The 18,509-nt window shown below is 71.0% G+C and carries 21 protein-coding genes and 2 tRNA genes; 6 read left to right on the forward strand and 17 right to left on the reverse strand.

Annotated elements, in window-relative coordinates; all coding sequences use genetic code 11:
• The 4 genes from JWQ91_RS13640 to JWQ91_RS13655 form a co-directional block, all read right to left on the reverse strand.
• Positions 1-389: glycerophosphodiester phosphodiesterase family protein (locus tag JWQ91_RS13640; protein ID WP_297785126.1), on the reverse strand; the 389-nt coding region annotated here is incomplete at its 3' end.
• A gap of 9 nt (positions 390-398) precedes the next feature.
• The gene (locus JWQ91_RS13645; RefSeq protein ID WP_297785129.1) at positions 399-1,712 is read right to left on the reverse strand and encodes a glycoside hydrolase domain-containing protein; all 1,314 of its coding nucleotides are present in this window, start codon (positions 1,710-1,712) and stop codon (positions 399-401) included.
• Positions 1,713-1,878: 166 nt separating this feature from the next.
• On the reverse strand, positions 1,879-3,444 hold the full coding sequence (locus JWQ91_RS13650; protein WP_297785132.1) for a long-chain-fatty-acid--CoA ligase: 1,566 nt from the start codon (positions 3,442-3,444) through the stop codon (positions 1,879-1,881).
• A 118-nt stretch (positions 3,445-3,562) separates the two neighbouring features.
• The gene (locus JWQ91_RS13655; RefSeq protein WP_297785135.1) at positions 3,563-4,012 is read right to left on the reverse strand and encodes an SRPBCC family protein; all 450 of its coding nucleotides are present in this window, start codon (positions 4,010-4,012) and stop codon (positions 3,563-3,565) included.
• A 62-nt stretch (positions 4,013-4,074) separates the two neighbouring features.
• Between JWQ91_RS13655 and purF the strand changes: the two genes are divergently transcribed.
• The 3 genes from purF (at position 4,075) to JWQ91_RS13670 (ending at position 6,928) form a co-directional block, all read left to right on the forward strand.
• Positions 4,075-5,565: an amidophosphoribosyltransferase gene (gene purF / locus JWQ91_RS13660; protein ID WP_297785138.1), complete on the forward strand. Its 1,491-nt coding sequence runs from the start codon at positions 4,075-4,077 to the stop codon at positions 5,563-5,565.
• Positions 5,565-6,638, forward strand: a complete 1,074-nt coding sequence (gene purM, locus JWQ91_RS13665; RefSeq protein WP_297785142.1) for a phosphoribosylformylglycinamidine cyclo-ligase — start codon at positions 5,565-5,567, stop codon at positions 6,636-6,638. Before purF ends, purM begins: the two co-directional genes overlap by 1 nt.
• Before the next feature lie 119 nt (positions 6,639-6,757).
• A complete protein-coding gene (locus JWQ91_RS13670) occupies positions 6,758-6,928 on the forward strand; it encodes a DUF3073 domain-containing protein (protein WP_297785146.1) in 171 nt (56 codons plus the stop codon).
• A gap of 119 nt (positions 6,929-7,047) precedes the next feature.
• Here JWQ91_RS13670 and JWQ91_RS13675 read toward each other — a convergent pair whose 3' ends face one another.
• The 8 genes from JWQ91_RS13675 to JWQ91_RS13710 all read right to left on the reverse strand — a co-directional run bounded on the left by JWQ91_RS13675 (position 7,048) and on the right by JWQ91_RS13710 (position 13,211).
• Positions 7,048-8,130 (reverse strand): Glu/Leu/Phe/Val dehydrogenase dimerization domain-containing protein, encoded by a 1,083-nt coding sequence (locus tag JWQ91_RS13675; RefSeq protein WP_297785149.1) that lies wholly within the window; start codon positions 8,128-8,130, stop codon positions 7,048-7,050.
• A 108-nt stretch (positions 8,131-8,238) separates the two neighbouring features.
• Entirely contained in the window at positions 8,239-9,021 is a 783-nt protein-coding gene (locus JWQ91_RS13680; protein WP_297785152.1) for an FAD:protein FMN transferase, read from the reverse strand.
• Positions 9,018-9,494, reverse strand: coding sequence for an FMN-binding protein (locus JWQ91_RS13685; protein WP_297785155.1), 477 nt, complete (start codon positions 9,492-9,494; stop codon positions 9,018-9,020). The genes JWQ91_RS13680 and JWQ91_RS13685 overlap by 4 nt, the downstream gene beginning before the upstream one ends.
• Before the next feature lie 5 nt (positions 9,495-9,499).
• Complete coding sequence (locus tag JWQ91_RS13690; protein WP_297785158.1) at positions 9,500-10,900, reverse strand: ferredoxin reductase family protein; 1,401 nt, start codon at positions 10,898-10,900, stop codon at positions 9,500-9,502.
• Positions 10,901-10,972: 72 nt separating this feature from the next.
• Positions 10,973-11,272: a hypothetical protein gene (locus JWQ91_RS13695; protein ID WP_297785161.1), complete on the reverse strand. Its 300-nt coding sequence runs from the start codon at positions 11,270-11,272 to the stop codon at positions 10,973-10,975.
• Positions 11,269-11,715: a MarR family transcriptional regulator gene (locus JWQ91_RS13700; protein ID WP_297785165.1), complete on the reverse strand. Its 447-nt coding sequence runs from the start codon at positions 11,713-11,715 to the stop codon at positions 11,269-11,271. The genes JWQ91_RS13695 and JWQ91_RS13700 overlap by 4 nt, the downstream gene beginning before the upstream one ends.
• Before the next feature lie 45 nt (positions 11,716-11,760).
• On the reverse strand, positions 11,761-12,576 hold the full coding sequence (locus JWQ91_RS13705; protein WP_297785168.1) for an SDR family NAD(P)-dependent oxidoreductase: 816 nt from the start codon (positions 12,574-12,576) through the stop codon (positions 11,761-11,763).
• Positions 12,573-13,211, reverse strand: coding sequence for a TetR/AcrR family transcriptional regulator (locus tag JWQ91_RS13710; RefSeq protein ID WP_297785171.1), 639 nt, complete (start codon positions 13,209-13,211; stop codon positions 12,573-12,575). The genes JWQ91_RS13705 and JWQ91_RS13710 overlap by 4 nt, the downstream gene beginning before the upstream one ends.
• Positions 13,212-13,276: 65 nt before the next feature.
• On the opposite strand from JWQ91_RS13710, the gene JWQ91_RS13715 reads away from it, so the two are divergent.
• Complete coding sequence (locus JWQ91_RS13715) at positions 13,277-14,176, forward strand: sterol desaturase family protein (RefSeq protein WP_297785173.1); 900 nt, start codon at positions 13,277-13,279, stop codon at positions 14,174-14,176.
• Complete coding sequence (locus tag JWQ91_RS13720; RefSeq protein WP_297785175.1) at positions 14,173-14,796, forward strand: hypothetical protein; 624 nt, start codon at positions 14,173-14,175, stop codon at positions 14,794-14,796. Before JWQ91_RS13715 ends, JWQ91_RS13720 begins: the two co-directional genes overlap by 4 nt.
• On the opposite strand, the gene JWQ91_RS13725 is transcribed toward JWQ91_RS13720, so the two are convergent.
• On the reverse strand, positions 14,682-15,437 hold the full coding sequence (locus tag JWQ91_RS13725) for an SDR family oxidoreductase (protein WP_297785177.1): 756 nt from the start codon (positions 15,435-15,437) through the stop codon (positions 14,682-14,684). The genes JWQ91_RS13720 and JWQ91_RS13725 overlap by 115 nt on opposite strands.
• A gap of 50 nt (positions 15,438-15,487) precedes the next feature.
• Between JWQ91_RS13725 and JWQ91_RS13730 the strand changes: the two genes are divergently transcribed.
• The gene (locus tag JWQ91_RS13730) at positions 15,488-15,742 is read left to right on the forward strand and encodes a DUF6458 family protein (protein WP_297785179.1); all 255 of its coding nucleotides are present in this window, start codon (positions 15,488-15,490) and stop codon (positions 15,740-15,742) included.
• 374 nt (positions 15,743-16,116) lie between these two features.
• Here the strand turns inward: JWQ91_RS13730 and JWQ91_RS13735 are convergent.
• The 4 genes from JWQ91_RS13735 to JWQ91_RS13750 all read right to left on the reverse strand — a co-directional run bounded on the left by JWQ91_RS13735 (position 16,117) and on the right by JWQ91_RS13750 (position 18,391).
• A tRNA-Phe gene (locus tag JWQ91_RS13735) sits at positions 16,117-16,190 on the reverse strand.
• 47 nt (positions 16,191-16,237) lie between these two features.
• The gene (locus JWQ91_RS13740; protein ID WP_297785182.1) at positions 16,238-17,578 is read right to left on the reverse strand and encodes a dipeptidase; all 1,341 of its coding nucleotides are present in this window, start codon (positions 17,576-17,578) and stop codon (positions 16,238-16,240) included.
• A 51-nt stretch (positions 17,579-17,629) separates the two neighbouring features.
• Positions 17,630-18,244, reverse strand: coding sequence for a malonic semialdehyde reductase (locus JWQ91_RS13745; RefSeq protein WP_297785185.1), 615 nt, complete (start codon positions 18,242-18,244; stop codon positions 17,630-17,632).
• 73 nt (positions 18,245-18,317) lie between these two features.
• A tRNA-Asp gene (locus JWQ91_RS13750) sits at positions 18,318-18,391 on the reverse strand.
• Between the last annotated feature and the right edge of the window lie 118 nt (positions 18,392-18,509).

Here is an 18,509-nt window from a genome sequence, read left to right on the forward strand (position 1 = left end):
CGGACCGAGGAGTCCTCGGCCGTCGTGACGACGACGTCGTCGACCCCGAGGGCCGCGACGATGTGCGCGACGAGGCGGACGTCGTCACCCGCGACCTTGAGGTCGACGTGCGCCTTGATCCGTCCGGCGATCAGCTCCAGCACGCTGTCCAGGGTGACCAGGACGACCCCGGTGAACTCGTCGAGGCGGTGGCCGGCGATCGACAGGCGGCCGTCGACGCCGTCGAGCTCGTCGTCGTGGAAGATGACCGGCGTGCCGTCGGCGGTCAGCCGGACGTCGAACTCGACGTAGTCACAGCCCATCGCGATCGCCGCCTCGAAGGCGTCGAGCGTGTTCTGCGCCGAGTGCTCGTTGCCCGAGCCGCCCCGGTGCGCCGACACCAGTGCCATCCGCGGCGGCTAGGCCGTCTTGCCGTGCTGGAGCTGGGACCAGACCGTCGACTCGGTCGTCGTGTAGGCCGACAGGCCCCGCGCCTTGCGATAGGCCTTGACCGCGGCGACGGTCTTGGCGTCGTACACCCCGGTCAGCCGTGGGGTCAGGCCTGCGGCGGTCAGCGAGCGCTGGAGCCGCCAGACGGCCTCGCCGACCGAGCCCTGCTTGAGCACCCGCGGGGTCGACCCGCGGGACAGCAGGGCGGTCCACGTCGCCGCGGTCGTGCGGCCGGCCGGGTTCCAGCCCAGGGTCTTGCGATACGCGTCGATCGCGCGGACGGTGCCGGCGCTCAGCGTGGTGTTGGCGATCTTGACCAGGCCCTGCTGCTTGAGCAGGCACTCGAGCGCCGCGACCTGCGGACCCTTGCTGCCCAGCGCCAAGGTCGAGTAGGACGAGAACGACATCGGGACGTTGCACGGCAGGGTCTGCTTGGTCGCGACCGAGCCCTTGCCGACGTCGAGGAAGTTCTTGTCGATGTTGAGCGTCTTTCCGCCGTACGTCACGTCGATGCCGTTGTGGTACTGGTGGATCCGCTGGTGCTTGGCCCAGCCGTCGTCGGCGAGGTAGGGGCCGCCGTCGGTGTCGGCGACCTTGTTGACCCACGCGATCCACATCTGGTCCGGGAGGGTGAAGCCGGCGCGCTTGGACTTGCGGGCGGCGTCGATCGCCGCGATGGCCGCCGAGCCGCTGGAGTAGACGCCGGACTTGTAGCCCTGGTCGTGGAGGTACTCGGTCCACGCGTCGGCGAACTCCAGCACGATGCGGTCGCAGGCCGTCGTGCGGGCGTACCACTCGATGTCGAGGTAGGAGTAGCTCCCCTTGGCGAAGCCGTACTTCGTGAGCGCCGCGATGGTCTCCTTGGCCTCGGCGCGCGCCTGGCTGCGGGCCGTGCTGACCGTCGTCGACATTCGCTTCTTCTGCACGCGGCTGTCGGGGTTGTTCTTGAAGCAGGGGGCCTGCCGGCCGACGTGGATCGGCAGGAACCGCCACCCGTTCTTGGCGTTCGCCGCGACCCATGCCTTGCTGAGGTTGGGCTGGTAGGCGTCACCGCAGTAGCGCGAGTTGCCGGACACGTAGATCCCGATCGCGCTGAACGGCGAGCGGAGGTTCCACGCGTCCATCACGGTCTGGCTCGGCGCGACACACGCGTCGAAGCCGTGACCCGTGAAGTTGCCGGGAGCATGGGGGGACGCCGCGACGGCGGACGAGGACATCAGGAAGGGCGCGGCCAACGCGGTGAGGACACCGACGATCGTGAGCCGCGAGGTGGGGGAAGGCACCAGGCGCATCCCACGAGGATACGCCGGTGGGCGGGGGGTGTCACGAGACTCGTGAGGCTGGTGTGACGACGAGGGGTGGAAAACGCTACGCTTGGCCCATCGTGGTCCCGGTCCCTCCCCTGGATGACCGGGGCCACGTTCATATCTCCTGCGGGTTCCGCGGTGGTCAGACCTGGCGCTCGTTGTCGGCCCAGTAGGGCTTGCGCAGGTCGCGCTTCAGGATCTTGCCCGAGGGATTGCGCGGCAGCGCCTCCACGACGTCGATCGACGACGGGGTCTTGTAGCCCGCGAGCCGTTCCCGGGCGAACGCGATGAGCTCCTCGGCAGTCGCCGACTGGTCCGGCCGGAACGCCACGACGGCCTTGACGCTCTCGCCCCAGCGGTCGTCCGGGACGCCGATGATCGCGATCTCCGCGACGGCCGGGTGCTCGGCCAGGACACGCTCGACCTCGGGGGAGTAGACGTTCTCCCCGCCCGTGATGATCATGTCCTTCATCCGGTCCTCGATGAACAGGAAGCCGTCCTCGTCGACCCGGCCCAGGTCGCCGGTGCGGACCCAGCCGTCGGCCGTGATCAGCTCGGCCGTCGCGTCGGGCTTGCCGAGGTAGCCCGCCGTGGCCTGGGGGGTGCGGAACCACACCTCGCCGGAGGACCCGGCCGGGACCTCTTCCAACGTCGTGGGGTCGACGATCTTCATCTCCGCGTGCTGCACGGGCCGACCCGCCGAGACGAGCCGCTCGGGGTGCGACGCGTCCCGGTGCGCCTCGTCGGTCAGCACCGTGATGACGCCACCGAACTCGGTCATCCCGTAGACCTGCTGGAACTCGGTGTCGGGCCAGGCCTCCATCGCGGCCCGCAGCACCGGCAGCGGCATCGGCGCGGCGCCGTAGCCGAAGGCCTTGAGCCGGCCGAACAGCCCCATGACCTGCGGGCCGGCCGCGATCAGCGCCGTCACGACGGCCGGGACCAGGAACACGTGGGTGCAGCCGGCCATCATCGCGCCGGCGAGCAACGCCCCGTCGACCTCGGGGACGATGTAGCCAGGAGCGCCGACGACGGGGCCCAGCAGGGCGTACGACGTGCCGCCGACGTGGAACATCGGCATCGCGACCATGAGCATGTCGCCCTCGGTGTAGGTCGTCTCGCCCAGCCCGTTGACGCTGTGCTCGACCATGGCGTGCTGGCTGAGCTGGACGCCCTTGGGCCGCCCGGTCGTGCCGGAGCTGTACATCACGACGCAGATGTCCTCGGGCGTCACGTCGGGGCGGCGGTCGTTCGGCGTCCCCGCCGCGATCCACGCCTCGAGCTCGTCGTCCTCGCCGCCGACCACGATGACCTTGCGGACGTGCTCGAGCCGGTCGCGCACCAGGGCGAGCTCGTCGAGCAGCTGGTGGCCGACAAACACGACCTCGGCGCCGCAGTCGTTGAGGACGTAGTCGAGCTCGTCGCCGGCCAGCCGCCAGTTGACGACCGTCGTCGCGGCGCCGAGCTGGCAGCCGCCCAGCAGCACCTGCAGCACCGCGGGATTGTTCTTGTCGAGGATCGCGACCCGGTCACCGCGACCCACGCCGTCGGCCGCGAGCGCCCCGGCCGTACGCCGGACGGACTCCCACGCCTCGGCCCACGACCAGGTCCGGTCCCCGAAGACCCAGCACGGCAGGTCGGGCTTCTCGTCGGCCCGGGCTGCGAGGAAGTCGGGCAGGAAGGTGGCGTGGGGGATCGCGAAGGTCATGGGCGGCTCTCTGGAGAGTGACGTGGATCACGTCAGCCTAGTAGCCTCCCTCCCCGCTGGCAGTGACGTTCGCGCCCCGCAATCGACGATTCGGGGGCGGGAACGTCACTGTCAGCGGTCAGGGCTCGAGCTGGTCGGCCAGCCGGTCGAGGGTCTTGCGCATACCGCTCTTGGCCGCGGCCGGCATCTTGCTGCGCTTGAGGAAGAACTTCTGCCGGTCGCGCGACACGTCCCAGCTCTCGGTGACGAGGGTCCCGCCGTCGACGGGCTCGAGGACGTAGCGCCACACCCGGCCACCGATGAGCCCCTTCGCGCCGGTCGTGCGCCACGCGATGCGCCGGTCCGGCTCGAACTCCACGACCTCGTTGGCCGTCCGGTAGCCGACCCCCATGTGCATCGCCATGCCGAACCGCGTGCCGAGGCTCAGCGGCCGCGACTCCTGCCGGGTGCCGCGGACCGTGCCCGAGCCGTCGAAGTCGCTGTGCCGGGCGGCGTCGGACAGCAGGGCGAAGATGCTCGCCGGCGACGCGTTGATCGTGCGCTCGACGGAGATCGTGTCGGTGTCCATGTGCACATCTGATCGTCCCGGGAGCGGGATCGCAACCCGAATCCGTCCCCTACACTGGTGACGTGCCCCGCGGAGATGGACGCCTCACCCACGACCTCGATCCCCAGGACGCCGGACCCCAGGACGCCTGTGGCGTCTTCGGCGTCTGGGCCCCCGGCGAAGAGGTAGCCAAGCTCACCTACTTCGGTCTGTACGCCCTGCAGCACCGCGGCCAGGAGTCGGCCGGCATCGCGGTCAGCAACGGCCGCCAGATCCTGGTCTACAAGGACATGGGCCTCGTCTCCCAGGTGTTCGACGAGGCGACGCTCGAGTCGCTCAAGGGCGAGCTGGCGATCGGCCACACGCGCTACTCGACGACCGGCTCCAGCGTCTGGCACAACGCCCAGCCGACGTTCCGCCCGACCGCGGCCGGCTCGGTCGCCCTGGGCCACAACGGCAACCTGACCAACACCGCCGAGCTCGTCGAGCTGCTCCGCGAGCGTGACGCCGAGGCAGGTCGCGCCGCCGGCAAGGGCGAGACCGCGACCTCCGACACCGCCGTCATGGCGACGCTGCTGTCCTCCTACCCCGATCGCTCGGTCGAGGAGGCGGCGCTCGAGGTGCTGCCCCAGCTGCGGGGCGCGTTCTCCCTGGTCTTCATGGACGAGAACACGCTCTACGCCGCGCGCGACGCCCAGGGCATCCGTCCCCTGGTGCTCGGCCGGCTCGAGCGCGGCTGGGTCGTCGCGAGCGAGACCGCGGCCCTCGACATCGTGGGCGCCTCGTTCATCCGTGAGATCCAGCCCGGCGAGTTCATCGCGATCGACGAGGACGGCCTGCGCACCGAGCGGTTCGCCAAGGCCGAGCCCAAGGGCTGCATCTTCGAGTACGTCTACCTCGCCCGCCCCGACACCACGATCTCCGACCAGCGGGTGTTCTCGGTGCGCGCCGAGATCGGCCGCCGACTGGCCCGGGAGTACCCGGTCGACGCGGACCTGGTCATCCCGGTGCCGGAGTCCGGCACGCCGGCCGCGATCGGCTACGCCGAGGAGTCGGGCATCCCGTTCGGCCACGGGCTGGTCAAGAACTCGTACGTCGGCCGGACCTTCATCCAGCCCTCGCAGACGCTGCGCCAGCTCGGCATCCGGCTCAAGCTCAACCCGCTGCGCGACGTCATCGCCGGCAAGCGGCTCGTCGTCGTCGACGACTCGATCGTCCGCGGCAACACCCAGCGCGCGCTGGTCCGCATGCTGCGCGAGTTCGGCGCCGCCGAGGTCCATGTCCGGATCTCGTCCCCGCCGGTCAAGTGGCCCTGCTTCTACGGCATCGACTTCGCGTCGCGCGCCGAGCTCATCGCCAACGGGATCTCGGTCGAGGAGATCCGCCGCTCGATCGGCTCGGACTCGCTGGCGTACATCTCGCTGGACGAGCTGGTCGAGGCGACCAACCTGCCCAAGGACGATCTGTGCCGGGCCTGCTTCGACGGGATCTATCCCGTCGCCCTCCCCGAGGACGACGTGATCGGCAGGCACCTGCTCGACGTCCAGGAGACCCTACCCATCGAGGCCATCTGATGACGACCGAGCCGACCTCCTACGCCAGCGCCGGTGTCTCCATCGAGGAGGGCGACCGCGCGGTCGAGCTCATGAAGGAGTGGGTCGAGAAGGCCCGTCGCCCCGAGGTCGTGGGCGGCATCGGCGGCTTCGCCGGACTCTTCGACGCGACGGCCCTGAAGTCGTACACCAAGCCCTACCTGGCCACCTCCGCCGACGGCGTCGGCACCAAGGTCCAGATCGCCCAGCGGATGGACAAGCACGACACGATCGGCTTCGACCTGGTCGGCATGCTGGTCGACGACCTCGTGGTGTGCGGCGCCGAGCCGTTGTTCATGACCGACTACATCGCGACCGGCAAGGTCGTCCCCGAGCGGATCGCCGACATCGTCAAGGGCATCGCCCAGGCGTGCGCCGAGTCCGGCACGGCGCTGCTGGGCGGCGAGACCGCCGAGCACCCCGGCCTGCTGGGACCCGACGAGTACGACATCGCGGGCTCGACGACGGGCGTCGTCGAGGCCGACCAGCTGCTGGGCGCCGAGCTCGTCCGGCCCGGTGACGTCGTCATCGCGATGGCCTCGAGCGGGCTGCACTCCAACGGCTACTCGCTGGTCCGCCACGTGTTCTTCGGCAAGGCCGGCTGGGAGCTCGACCGCCACGTGCCCGAGTTCGGTCGTACGCTCGGCGAGGAGCTCCTGACGCCGACCCGCCTCTACACGCTCCCGTGCCTCGCGCTGGCCAAGCAGGTCGAGGTCCACGCAATGTCGCACATCACCGGGGGTGGTCTCGCGGCCAACCTCGCCCGGGTCCTGCCCGATGCGGTGTCGGTGCGCGTCGACCGTACGTCCTGGACCCCGCCCCCCGTGTTCGGTCTCGTCGGCTCGCTCGGCCGGGTCGCCCAGCCCGATCTGGACCTGGCGCTCAACATGGGCGTCGGCATGGTCGCGCTGGTCGCTGCGGACGCGGCTGACGCGGCGCTCCGGCTGCTCGCCGAGCACGGTGTCGACGCCTGGATCGCCGGCGACGTCGCCGCGGCCGGCGTGCACGGTGACGGTGGCACGGTGACCCTGACGGGGGACCAGCCCGGGGCCTGACCTGCGGTGGTTGCGAAATGCGCCACAGTTCGGGGGGTCGATGCGGGTTTTGTTGACCTCCTTGGGTAGGGTTGGCGTCACGACATACTGACTATTTCTCTGCGAGGGGGTCGGCACCTATGGGGCGCGGCCGTGCGAAAGCCAAACAGACCAAAGTTGCGCGCGACTTGAAGTACAGGACGCCGGACACCGACTTCAACACCTTGCAGCGAGAGCTCCATGGAGAGTCGGGCGAGCCGATCCCGGAGCAGTATCGCGATCTTGTCCGGGAGGACCCGGCAGCGAGTTGAGCGGGTCGTTCCTCCCCGCTCCTGCGACGTCGTCGCAGCCAGGCTTCGCCTGGACGCCGGTCCTGCCTTGCTCGGACTTGTGGTCATCTCGATCGCCGAGATGACCACAAGTCCGTTGCCTAGCGCGGCACGTACACCTGGCGGATGCGACCGATCTCTCGCATGCGCTGCTCGGCCATGCGGTCGGCGGCGATCGAGGGGGAGATGCCCTCGGCCTTGGCGCGCTCGAGCACGCCCAACGTCGTGTCGAAGATCCTGGCGGCCCGCATCTTGGCCCGGTCGAAGTCGAATCCTTCGAGCTCGTCGGCGACCTGCATGACGCCGCCGGCGTTGACGCAGTAGTCCGGGGCGTAGGTGATGCCACGCTCCTCGAGGCGCTTCTCGATGCCCTCGTGGTCGAGCTGGTTGTTGGCAGCGCCGCACACGACGGTCGCGGTCAGCACCTCGACGGTGTCGTCGTCCAGCGCCCCGCCGAGCGCGCACGGGGCGTAGATGTCGAGCGGCTCGCGGATCAGGGCGTCGGTGTCGACGACCGACGTGATCGACGGGTGGGTCTCGCGCAGCGCGGTGACCGCCGGCTCGTACGGATCGGTCACGACGACCTCCGCGCCCTCGGCCACGAGGTGGCCCACGAGGTGCCGGCCGACCTTGCCGACGCCCGCGACGCCGATGCGCCGCCCGGCCAGCGAGGTGTCGCCCCACAGGTGCTGCGCCGAGGCGCGCATGCCCTGATAGACGCCGAACGCCGTGAGGACCGAGGAGTCACCGGCGCCGCCGTGCTCGACGGTGCGGCCTGTGACGAACTCGCACTCCCGCGCGATGAGGTCCATGTCCGCGCTGAACGTGCCGACGTCGCACGCCGTGAAGTAGCGACCGCCCAGGGTCTGCACGAACCGGCCGTACGCCCGCAGCAGCGCCTCGGTCTTGAGCGTCTTCGGGTCGCCGATGATGACGGCCTTGCCGCCCCCGAGGTCGAGGCCGGCGAGCGCATTCTTGTAGGCCATGCCCTGGGAGAGGTTGAGGACGTCGGTGAGCGCGTCCTGCTCCGAGGCGTACGGATAGAAGCGGGTGCCGCCGAGGGCCGGGCCGAGGGCGGTGGAGTAGATCGCGATGATGGCCTTGAGGCCGGTCGCCTCGTCGTGGCAGAAGACGACTTGTTCGTGTCGGCTGCCGAAGGCTGAAGGGATGCTGCGAACGGTCACGGTAGTGCTCTCTGTCGTGGGTCACGGGGGAGCGTTGGTGGGCTCCTCCATCGGGTGGGACACGGGGTGATGTGCCTCACGGCCGAACTCTACCCGGGTCCCGGCCCCTCACGCAGCGGCCGGTGCCGGCGGGGTGCGCACCGCCGTGGTGGTGCCGTCGGCCCACACGACCAGGGCCGTGCGGTCGGCGCGGGTCGCGAGCCACTCGGCGGCGGCGGGCCCGTGGGCGTACGCCGCGGTGGCGTCGATGTCGGCCCATGTCAGCGAGCCGGTCACGACCGTGACGGAGGCGACGCCGGTCGGGACCGCTCCGGTCCGGGCGTCGACGAGGTGCTCGCCCCGGTGGGCCGTGCCCGAGGTCGCGACGGCGCCGTCGGTGATCGGCAGCCGCGCCAGGACGCGGGCGGGGTCGCGGGGGTCCTCGAGGCCGATCGACCATCCGGCGGACCCCGCCGCACGGGTCCGGCAGACCATGTCACCCCCGGCCGACAGGCAGCTGTCGGTGCCGTCGAGGCCGTCGAGCAGCCGGGCGGCCCGCTCGACGGCCCAGCCCTTGACCGCGCCGCTCGGGTCGAGGGCCCGGCCGCCGTCCGGTCCGGGGCGCCACGCGTCGAACGCCCCGCCGCTGGCGACGCGCGCCGCCTCGCAGAGCGCCAGCACCTCCACGACCTCGGGGGAGGCGAGGTCGTGGGTCAAGGTCCCGGCCCGCAGCCGCGAGATCTCGGAGTCCTCGCGGTAGGTGCTGAACACGCGATCCGCCGCCCGCAGCGAGTCCACGACCGCCGACCACGCGGCCACGCCCGCCGGGCCGGACGCGTCACGCCCACGCAGCACGAGCGTCACCGGCATGCCCATGACGTGCTCGACGAGACGGAGCTCGGGGAGGGTCACAGGTCCGCCTGGTCGAGGGCACCCTGCAGGGACTGCAGGTAGCCGGTGCTCGTGACGGTCGCGCCGCTGACCATGTCGATGCTCGCGCTCTGCGCCTGGATCGTCTCGTCGACGAGGATCGGCAGCGCATAGGAGTTGATCTGCTGGTCCTTGGGGTTCTCAGTCGGATAGACCGGGACCGTCACATCGGTGATCTTGCCGGCGGCGACCGTGATGGCGACCTGGACGGGTCCCCATTCGGTGCTGACCGACGGTCCGGTCACGGTCGAGTCACCGCTGTCCGACCCGGCGCCGTCCGAACCCGCGCTGCCCGACGCCGCGTCGCCACTGGCGGTCGAGGAGGACCCGGAGGACGGCGACTCGGCGACGATGCTGCCGTTTCCGCCGACGGGCCCGGAGGTGGAGGTGTGGTAGCCGAACAACAGGACCAGGACGGTCAGGGTGCTGAGGAACCAGGTGACGATGCGTTTCATGGGACTCACCAGCTGAAGCTCTCGAGATGGATCTGGTCGGGTGCCAGGCCGGCCGCCCGCAGGGTCGCGACGACCTGGCCGGCCCACACGGTGGGGCCGCAGACGTACACGTCGCGCTGGGTGATGTCGGGGACCCAGGACGTGAGCGCCGTGAGGTCGTCGGCGCGCCCGACATGGCCACCGAGCCACGAGTCGTCCGAGCGCCGGGCGCCGGGCAGCCACAGCAGCCCGAGGCCGCGCTCGGCCGACAGTCGTTCGAGCTCGAGCTGCATGAGGGGGCGGTCGCGGTAGCGGTGCAGCATGACGGCCTCGCCCGGCTCGTACGCCATGCCCTCCGCGAGGGCGCGCAGGGGGGTGATGCCGACGCCGGCGCCGATCAAGGCGATCTTGTCCCGGGTGCGGGCCCGGTCGCCGAGCCGCCCGAAGGGTCCCTCGAACAGCACCCGGGTGCCCACGGGGAGCTCCTTGAGCCGTCCGCTCTGGTCGCCGAGGTCCTTGACCGTGATGCGGAGGCTGTCGTGGGTCGGCGCGGCGGACAGGGAGTAGGGGTTGCCACGGGTCCGCCCCTCGCCGGTGAGGAACCGCCAGACGAAGAACTGGCCGGCCTCGGCGTGGAGGCGGTGCAGGTTGCGGCCGCCGAGGTGCACCGAGACGACCCCGTCGCCCTCCGCCACCACCGAGGTCACGTGGACCCGGTGACGCAGGTTGCGCCAGAGCGGGAGGCCGAGGCGGAACACGAGGACGGCAGCCGCGGCGACGGCCCAGGCCGACCACCAGAAGACCGACCTGCCGGTCGAGCCGACGAGCTCCGTGCCGGTCCACAGCTGGTGCGGGAGGGCCAGGCCCACGCCGAGGTACGCATAGAGGTGCAGCAGGTGCCACGACTCGTAGCGCAGCCTGGCCCGGGCCGCCTTGATGCTCGTGACCACGACCATGCCGAGGCACAGGGTGCCGGCGACGGCGATCAGCATCCCGGGGTCGTTCCACGTCATCCGCCACGTCTCGGCCGGGACGCCGGGGAGGGAGCCTCCGGCGTACCCCCAGACGATGAGGACGACGTGGGCGACCATGAGGGTGAACGATGTGAAGCCGACCAGGCGGTGCACGTGCGCGAGGCGGTCCTGGCCGAACGCGCGCTCGAGCAGGGGCAGGCGGGCCATCAGCAGCACCTGTACCAGCAGCAGGTCGGACGCGACGAGACCCGAGAGGCGACCCGTCGACAGCAGCCCGCTCTCCCAGCCGCCGAGGTCCTGGATGCCGCGTGCGGCGACCCACCAGTACGCCACCAGCAACAGGCTCAGCCAGAGCAGGCTGCCGGCGCCGAGTCGGATTGCGGCGTCGGTGCGTGCGCGACGGCCGCGCACGTGGGCGGCGGTCGCGGGTCGGAGGTGGATCGACAGGGCCATGCCCTCAGCGTGGCCACCCGACCTGAAGGCGGTCCGGGAGCAGCCTGTGAGCGCCCTGTCAGGCGCGCGGGGTCACAACACCCAGAAGAAGCCGATCACGGTCGGCACGAAGGCCACCACGACCCACGGCGACCGCAGGGTCGCCGCGAGGATCAGCCGCATCACGACGAACGTCACGAGGGCGAACACTGCCGACATGACCAGCAGCAGGACGGCGTCGGCGGTCCGGTCCTGGCCGTGCACGACGTGCGCCACGACGATCAGGCCGAGGACGCCGTGGATCGCGACCGCGAAGAAGGCGATCGCCGCGACACGACGCTGGACGCGGCGCAGGGCTGCAAGCTCGGCGGTGGTGTTGCGGGTGGTTGTCATACAGTCACGCTTTCGTGGGCCGCATCGATGATGCGATGGAGGACGGCGTTGGTGGCGGTGAGGTCGGACTCGTCCATGCCGAGGCGGGCCAGCATCGTGCCGGGCACCTGCAGGGCGTCACGGCGAAGCGCGCTGCCCTGCGGGGTGGGGCGCACGACGAGCACCCGCTCGTCCGCGGCCGACCGGGTGCGGGAGACCAGCCCGGCGGTCTCGAGTCGTTTGAGCAGTGGCGAGAGTGTTCCGGGGTCGAGGTGCAGCGTCTCGCTGAGGCGCTTGACCGAGAGCTCGCCGTGCTCCCAGAGGGCCAGCATCACGAGGTACTGCGGGTGGGTCAGCCCGAGCGGCTCGAGGACGCTGCGATAGGCCGCGACGACCTGACGGGACGCCACGGCGAGGGCGAAGCACACCTGCTCCTCGAGGGCGAGGGGATTACGGTTGGTCATGCTTCTAGTGTACCAATCATTGGTGCACCAACTAAGTGTGTTGCCTCACGTCCGGTCGGTCGCGGCGCGCTTCGCCAGCACCCGGTCCATCGCGCGGAACGCCGGCCGCAGGCCCGCGGTGACGACGCCGGGGACCGCCGCCATCGCGATCTCGGCAGCGGCGCCCTGCAGGCTCGTGACGCGCGTCGGCCGGTCCACGGCTGCCTTGACGAGCCAGTTGGCGGCCCGGTCGGCGCTCAGCATCGGCATCGCGCGATAGATGTCGGTGCCGCCGGACATCGGCGTGCGCACCATCGGGAAGTGGACGACGGTCGTCGAGATGCCGTCCGAGCCCAGCTCGGCGCTGAGTGACCGTGCGAACGACTCCAGCGCGGACTTGCTGGCGAGGTAGGCCGAGAACAGTGGGATCGGCACCTGGGTCGACATGCTGGACGAGATCACGACGTGACCGTGGCCCTGCTCGACGAATCGGGGGAGCAGCGCGAGCGTCAGCCGCACGGCGCCGAAGTAGTTGATCGCCATGGTGCGCTCGAAGTCGTGCATCCGGTCGACCGAGTCGACGATGGGGCGCCGGATCGAGCGTGCGGCGTTGTTGACCACGACGTCGATGTGGGGGTGCGCGACGAGCAGGCGCTCGACGACCAAGCGGGTCTGCTCGTCGTCGGTCAGGTCGACGGCGTACGTGTGTGCGTCCCCGCCGGCGGCCGCGATGTCGGCGCGGACGGCCTCCAGCTCGCCCTGGCGGCGGGCCAGCAGGCACACCGTGGCGCCCTGTCGGGCCAGCTTGCGGGCGGCCTCCGCGCCGATCCCGCTGGAGGCGCCGGTCAGCACGATGGTGCGGCCGGCGAGCCGGGCGCTCACTGCTCGGCCCCGTCGCCCTGCTCGTGCTCGGCCCCGCCGAGGATCGCCGTCAGCAGCCGCACGCAGCGCTGCATCATCTGGTCGGCGGTCTGCTCGGGGTGCGCGACCCACCAGTTCATCAGCGAGTCGACGATGCCGAGCCACACCGAGGTCATGGCCGAGATGTCGAGCTCGTCGTCGTTGCCGGCCAGCCCCATGAGCTCGGCGACGCCCTCCTCGGCGAGCCTGCCGATCCGCTCGGCGTACACCGATGTCGACTCGGCGATCGGTCCCGTGGTCGGCGCCGTGACGTCGAAGAACAGCCGCCACAGGTAGCGCCGCTGCTCCAGCAGGGCGAACATCCCGCCGAGCGTCTCCATGCCCCGCTCGATGCCGACCGCCTCGCCGCGGGCGATGCGCTCGATCTCGTCGGCCAGGAGGGACCCGCCCGCCACGAGGCAGGCCTCGTAGAGGCCCTCCTTGGAGCCGAAGTAGTTGTAGATCAACGGCTTGGAGATGCCGGCCCGCTCGGCGACCGCCGCGATCGAGGTCGCGGCGAAGCCCTGCGTGCCGAACTCCTCCGAGGCGAGCGCGAGGATCTGGGACTCACGGTCAAGGCGGGGGACACCCTTGGTGCCGGCATTGGGTCTGGCCACGGTCGGAGTCTAGCCGGGAGATATGAGCACGTGGTAACTTACTCAAGAGTCATATAGGAGGAACCGTGGAGACTCTCGACCCGTTGAAGAACCCGACGCTCGTGGCGGCGCCGTTCTTCGTGCTGACGCTGCTGATCGAGCTGGCGGCGTTCAAGTACCTCGAGACCGACGAGCCGATGCGCGGCTACGAGAAGAAGGACGCTGGGACGAGCCTGTTGATGGGTGTCGGCTCGCTGGTGTCGAGCGCGGTCTTCAAGATCGTGACCCTGGTGCTGTTCGTCGCGATGAGCGTCTATCTCGCGCCGTGGCACGTGCCGACCGACACCTGGTGGTCGTGGGCGCTGCTGATCGTGGGGCTCGACCTCGCGTTCTACCTGCAGCACCGGTTCGTGCACCGCGTCCGGATCGGCTGGGCGGCCCACCAGGCGCACCACTCCAGCGAGTACTTCAACTTCTCCACGGCGCTTCGCCAGAAGTGGAACCCGTGGGCCGAGGCGATCTTCTGGGCGCCGTTCCCGCTGCTGGGCTTCGAGCCGTGGGCGCTCTACGTCGCGTTCTCGTTCAACCTGATCTTCCAGTTCTTCCAGCACACCGAGCGGATCGGCACGATGTGGCGGCCGATCGAGCTGGTCTTCAACACGCCTTCGCACCACCGGGTCCACCACGGCAGCGACCCGGAGTACCTCGACAAGAACTACGCCGGGATCCTCATCGTCTGGGATCGGATGTTCGGCACGTTCCAGGCCGAGCTGCACCGTCCGACGTACGGCCTGACCGTGCCGGTCGACACCTACAACGTGCTCAAGCTGCAGTACGGACCGTTCGTCGCGCTGTTCCGCGACGTGCGGGCGGCGCGGCGCTGGCGGGACAAGATCGGGTACGTCGTGATGCCCCCGGGCTGGCACCCCGGGGAGAAGCGGGTCGAGGCCGAGCAGCCGCGCGCCGGGGTCGAGCAGTCCGCGTGACCCGGGCCGCCGCGCCGGTCGCGGCGGCCGTCGCCGCCTGGCTCACGGCGTGCGACCAGCTGTTCCACGTCCGGACCGGGACGCTGTCGTACGACTGGGGGCCGCAGGTCGCCGAGCAGACCGTCATCGTCCCGGTGACCTTCGCCCTGGCGGCCGCCTCGATGCTGGTGACGGCGGCACGCGGCGGGATCGCCCGCGCCGGGTCGTTGCCGCTGTCCGCGGGGCTCGCGACCGGGATGTACCTCGTGTCCGGCCTGCTGCCGGCGCGGTACGCCCTCGCGTACGCCGTGGCGCTCGTCGCGTGGTGGGTCGTGCGGATCGTCCGGCGCGGGGAGACCGCCCGGCTCGCCGTCGTGGGGCTCGCGATCGCCGCCGGCGGAGTCCTGGCCGAGGCGACGATGGCCGCGCTGGGCGAGTTCTCCTACGCGGACCCGGGCGTGCTGGGGACGCCGTGGTGGCTGTTCGGGCTCTACCTGCACGGCTCCCTGGCCGCGGTCGACCTCGCCTACAGGCTGCGGGTCAGCCCGCCGTCGACCGGCAGCATGACGCCGCTGAGGAAGCTCGCGGCGGGCGACAGCAGGAACGCCGCCGTCCGGCCGAACTCCGCCGGCTCGCCGTAGCGCCCCAACGGGATCGTCGCCTCGGCCCGGGCACGCGCGGCCTCGGGGTCGCCGGACTGCGCGTCCAGGTGCTGCACGCGCTCGGTGTTGATCCGTCCCGGCAGCAGCGCATTGACCCGGATCCCGCGGGGCCCGAGCTCGTCGGCGAGGTTCTTCGCCGCCATCGCGAGCCCGGGTCGCAGGCCGTTGGAGATGCCCAGCCCCGGGATCGGCGCCTTGGCCGACGTCGACAGGACGAACGCGATCGAGCCGCCCGCGCCGAGCTCCTCGGCCACCGCGACGGCGAGCCGGATCGCGCCGAGGAAGACCGACTCGAACGCCAGCCGCCAGTCGTCCTCGGTCCGGTCGAGGATCGGTCCCGCCGGCGGGCCGCCGACGCTGATCAGGATGCCGTCGAGGCGGCCGAACCCGGCCTGTGCGGCGGCGATGAGCTGCGCCGGCGCGGTCGCGTCGGCGTTGTCGACCGCGACGCCGATGGCACGGGGGCCGAGCGCCGCGCACGCCCTGTCGACCGACTCCTGGCTGCGGGAGGAGATCACGACGTTGGCGCCGTCGGCGACGAGCGCCTCGGCGGTCGCCAGGCCGAGACCACCCGAGGCGCCGGTGAGGATGTACGTACGATCCGTGAGTCCGAGGTCCATGCGGCCCAGACTAGGCGGGCGCCACGCGGCGGCTCCACAGATGGTGCGCCGTGACCGATCCGGCGCTACGGTTCATTCGTTCCTCGACGAAAGGCACGTCCATGTATTTCGGTGGCTCCATCGCCCTCCTCGCCATCGGCGCGATCCTCTCCTTCGCCGTGCGTGACAACATCAACTCGATCGACCTCGTGACGGTCGGCTACATCCTCATGGCGGCAGGCGCGCTCGGCATCGTCCTGTCGCTCGTCGTCAGCGGCCAGCGCAGCAACGCGGTCAAGCGTCGCGACGACGTGCCCCCGCGCTGAGCCCAGCACACATGACGAGGCCCGGGACCGCAGTCGGTCCCGGGCCTCGTGATGTCCGGGGTCGGACCGGCCAGACGTAGGGCAGGTCGTCCGGCACGCCTCCTGTGCCGGCGTCCGCCGTGATCGCACGGACGACCTGGATCGTCTCGACCCGCTGCTTGCCGAGTCGGGACCGGTCGAGGACCGCGGGCGAAGCGCCTGACCCGGGGCCGGTGCATCGGTCGCCCTTCGGGCGTTGGGTAGGGCGAGTGCTGCACCGCTCCGGCGGGGGTAGGGCGAGGGGGGACCCCAGGCCCGCTGCTCGCCGACAGACCCGGGCACAGACATGAGGAGAGGGACCCCGCAAAGAGCGCGGGATCCCTCTCCTCATGATGTGGCCAGGGCCGGGGTCGAACCGGCGACCCTCCGCTTTTCAGGCGGATGCTCGTACCAACTGAGCTACCTGGCCACCGCTCGCGAAGGAGCGACGATCACCTTATCGCACCGCCCCGGCGCTCAACCAATCGTGTCGGCCAAATGCTGCAGCAGCAGGGCCTCGGCGACGCAGACCCGGGCGAACTCGCCGAGGTGGAGACCCTCGTCGACGCCGTGGGCGCGGGTGTCGGGATCCTCGACCCCCGTCACCAGCACCGCGGCGTCCGGGAAGACCCGCGCGAACTCGGCGATGAACGGGATCGACCCGCCCATGCCGATGTCGACCGGCTCGGTGCCGTCCCACGCGTCGCGGAACGCCGAGCGGGCCGCGTCGTACGCCGGCCCGTCCGCGTCGATCGTGAACGGCTCGCCGACGTCGCCGCGCTCGACCGTGACCCGCGCACCGAAGGGCGCATTGCGCCGCAGGTGTGCCTCGAGCGCGTCGAGGTGGGCCGTGGCGTCGCCACCCGGGGCAACCCGCATGCCGATCTTGGCCCGCGCGCTCGGCGCCAGGGTGTTGGACGCCGTCGCGACCGGGGTGGCGTCGATGCCCAGCACGCTGACGGCCGGCTCAGCCCACAGCCGCTGGACGATCGAGCCGCGGCCGATCTGCCCGACGCCGGGCAGGACCGACGACTCCTCGCGGAACCGGTCCTCGGGATAGTCCAGCTCGGTCGCGGTGCCGTGGTGCAGGCCCTCGATCGCGACCGACCCCTCGTCGTCGTGCAAGGTCGCCATCAGCCGGCACAGCGTCGTGAGGGCGTCGGGCACGACCCCGCCCCAGATGCCGGAGTGCACGGCGTGGTCGAGCGTCTCGACCGTAACGACGCAGTCGACCATGCCGCGCAGGGTCACGGTCAGCGCCGGGACGCCGATCGACCAGTTGGCCGAGTCGGCGATGACGATCGCGTCGGCGGTCAGCTCGTCGCGGTGCTGCTCGAGCAGCGCCACGAGGCTGGGGGAACCGGACTCCTCTTCGCCCTCGACGAACACCGTGACGCCGATCGGCGGGTTGCCGTCATGGGCCCGGAACGCCGCCAGGTGCGCCGCCAACCCGGCCTTGTCGTCGGCGGCGCCGCGCCCGTAGAGGCGGTCACCGCGGCGGGTGGGCTCGAACGGCGGGGAGGTCCACAACGCCGGGTCGCCGGTCGGCTGCACGTCGTGGTGGGCGTAGAGCAGGACCGTGGGGGCGCCGGGCGGCGCCGGGTGGTGCGCGATGACGGCCGGCGCCCCACCCGCCTCGACGATCTGCGTGCGGGCGAAGCCGGCCTCCTGCAGCAGCCGCTCGACCTCGGCGGCCGACCGACGTACGTCGTCGCGGTGCTCGGGCTGGGCCCAGATCGACGGGATGCGGACGAGGGACTCGAGGTCGTCCAGCACCGAGGGGAGGAGGTCGTGGACGCGGGAGGTGAGATCGGCCATGACCTCAGACTGCCACGCGACCCGAGGAGGGTCGCGCGGCAGCCACGGGCGTCAGGCCGTCAGAATCGCGTCGTCGGCCGAGATGCGGGGGAGCCGGTCGAACCACGGGTTGTCACCCGGGTGACCGATGTTGATGACGAGCTGCGTACGCCACGCGGTGCCGGCGAAGAACTCCTCGTCGATGCCGGCGGCGTCGAAGCCACCCATCGGGCCCGCGGCCAGGCCGGCGGCCCGGATGCCGACGATGAAGAAGCCGGTCTGCAGCGCCGTGTTGTAGCGGGCGATGTCGGCGCGGGTGTCGGCGTTGCCCGCGAACATGTCGCCGGCGGTGGGGTTGTGCGGGAAGTGGGCGGCCATCGAGGTGTGGAAGTCGACGTCGGCAGCGACGACCGCGACGACGGGGGCGCTGGCCGTCTTGGCGCGGTTGCCCTCGGCCATCAGCGGCAGGAGCCGGTCGCGGCCCGCCCCCTGCTCGACCAGCAGGAGTCTCATCGGCTGGATGTTCATCATCGTCGGCCCGTACTTGACGAGCTCGAAGACCTCGCGGACGTCGTCGACCTTGACGGGCTGGTCGCTGAACGTGTTGGCGCTGCGGGCATCGCGGAACAGCACGTCCAGCGTCTCGTCGGGCAGTGTGAACGGGGACGTGATCGTGGGGGAGGTCATGTGGAGGTCAACCATCCGGGGGAAAGAGAACATCCCACGGTCCTCCGAAGAGGACCGTGGGATGTCTCACATGCGACCCCGACCGGACTCGAACCGGCGACCTCCGCCGTGACAGGGCGGCGCGCTAACCAACTGCGCCACGGGGCCTTGATGCTGTGCGGTGAACCGCGGACGCAACTCTAGCCCACGGTCCGCCCGGCCACCAAAACGGGTCCACCCATCCCCTCCGAAAGGACCCCGCTAGCACCGCGGAACCCCTCTGCAG

Origin of the sequence: Aeromicrobium sp., from assembly GCF_025965075.1 — a bacterium.
GTDB lineage: Bacteria > Actinomycetota > Actinomycetes > Propionibacteriales > Nocardioidaceae > Aeromicrobium.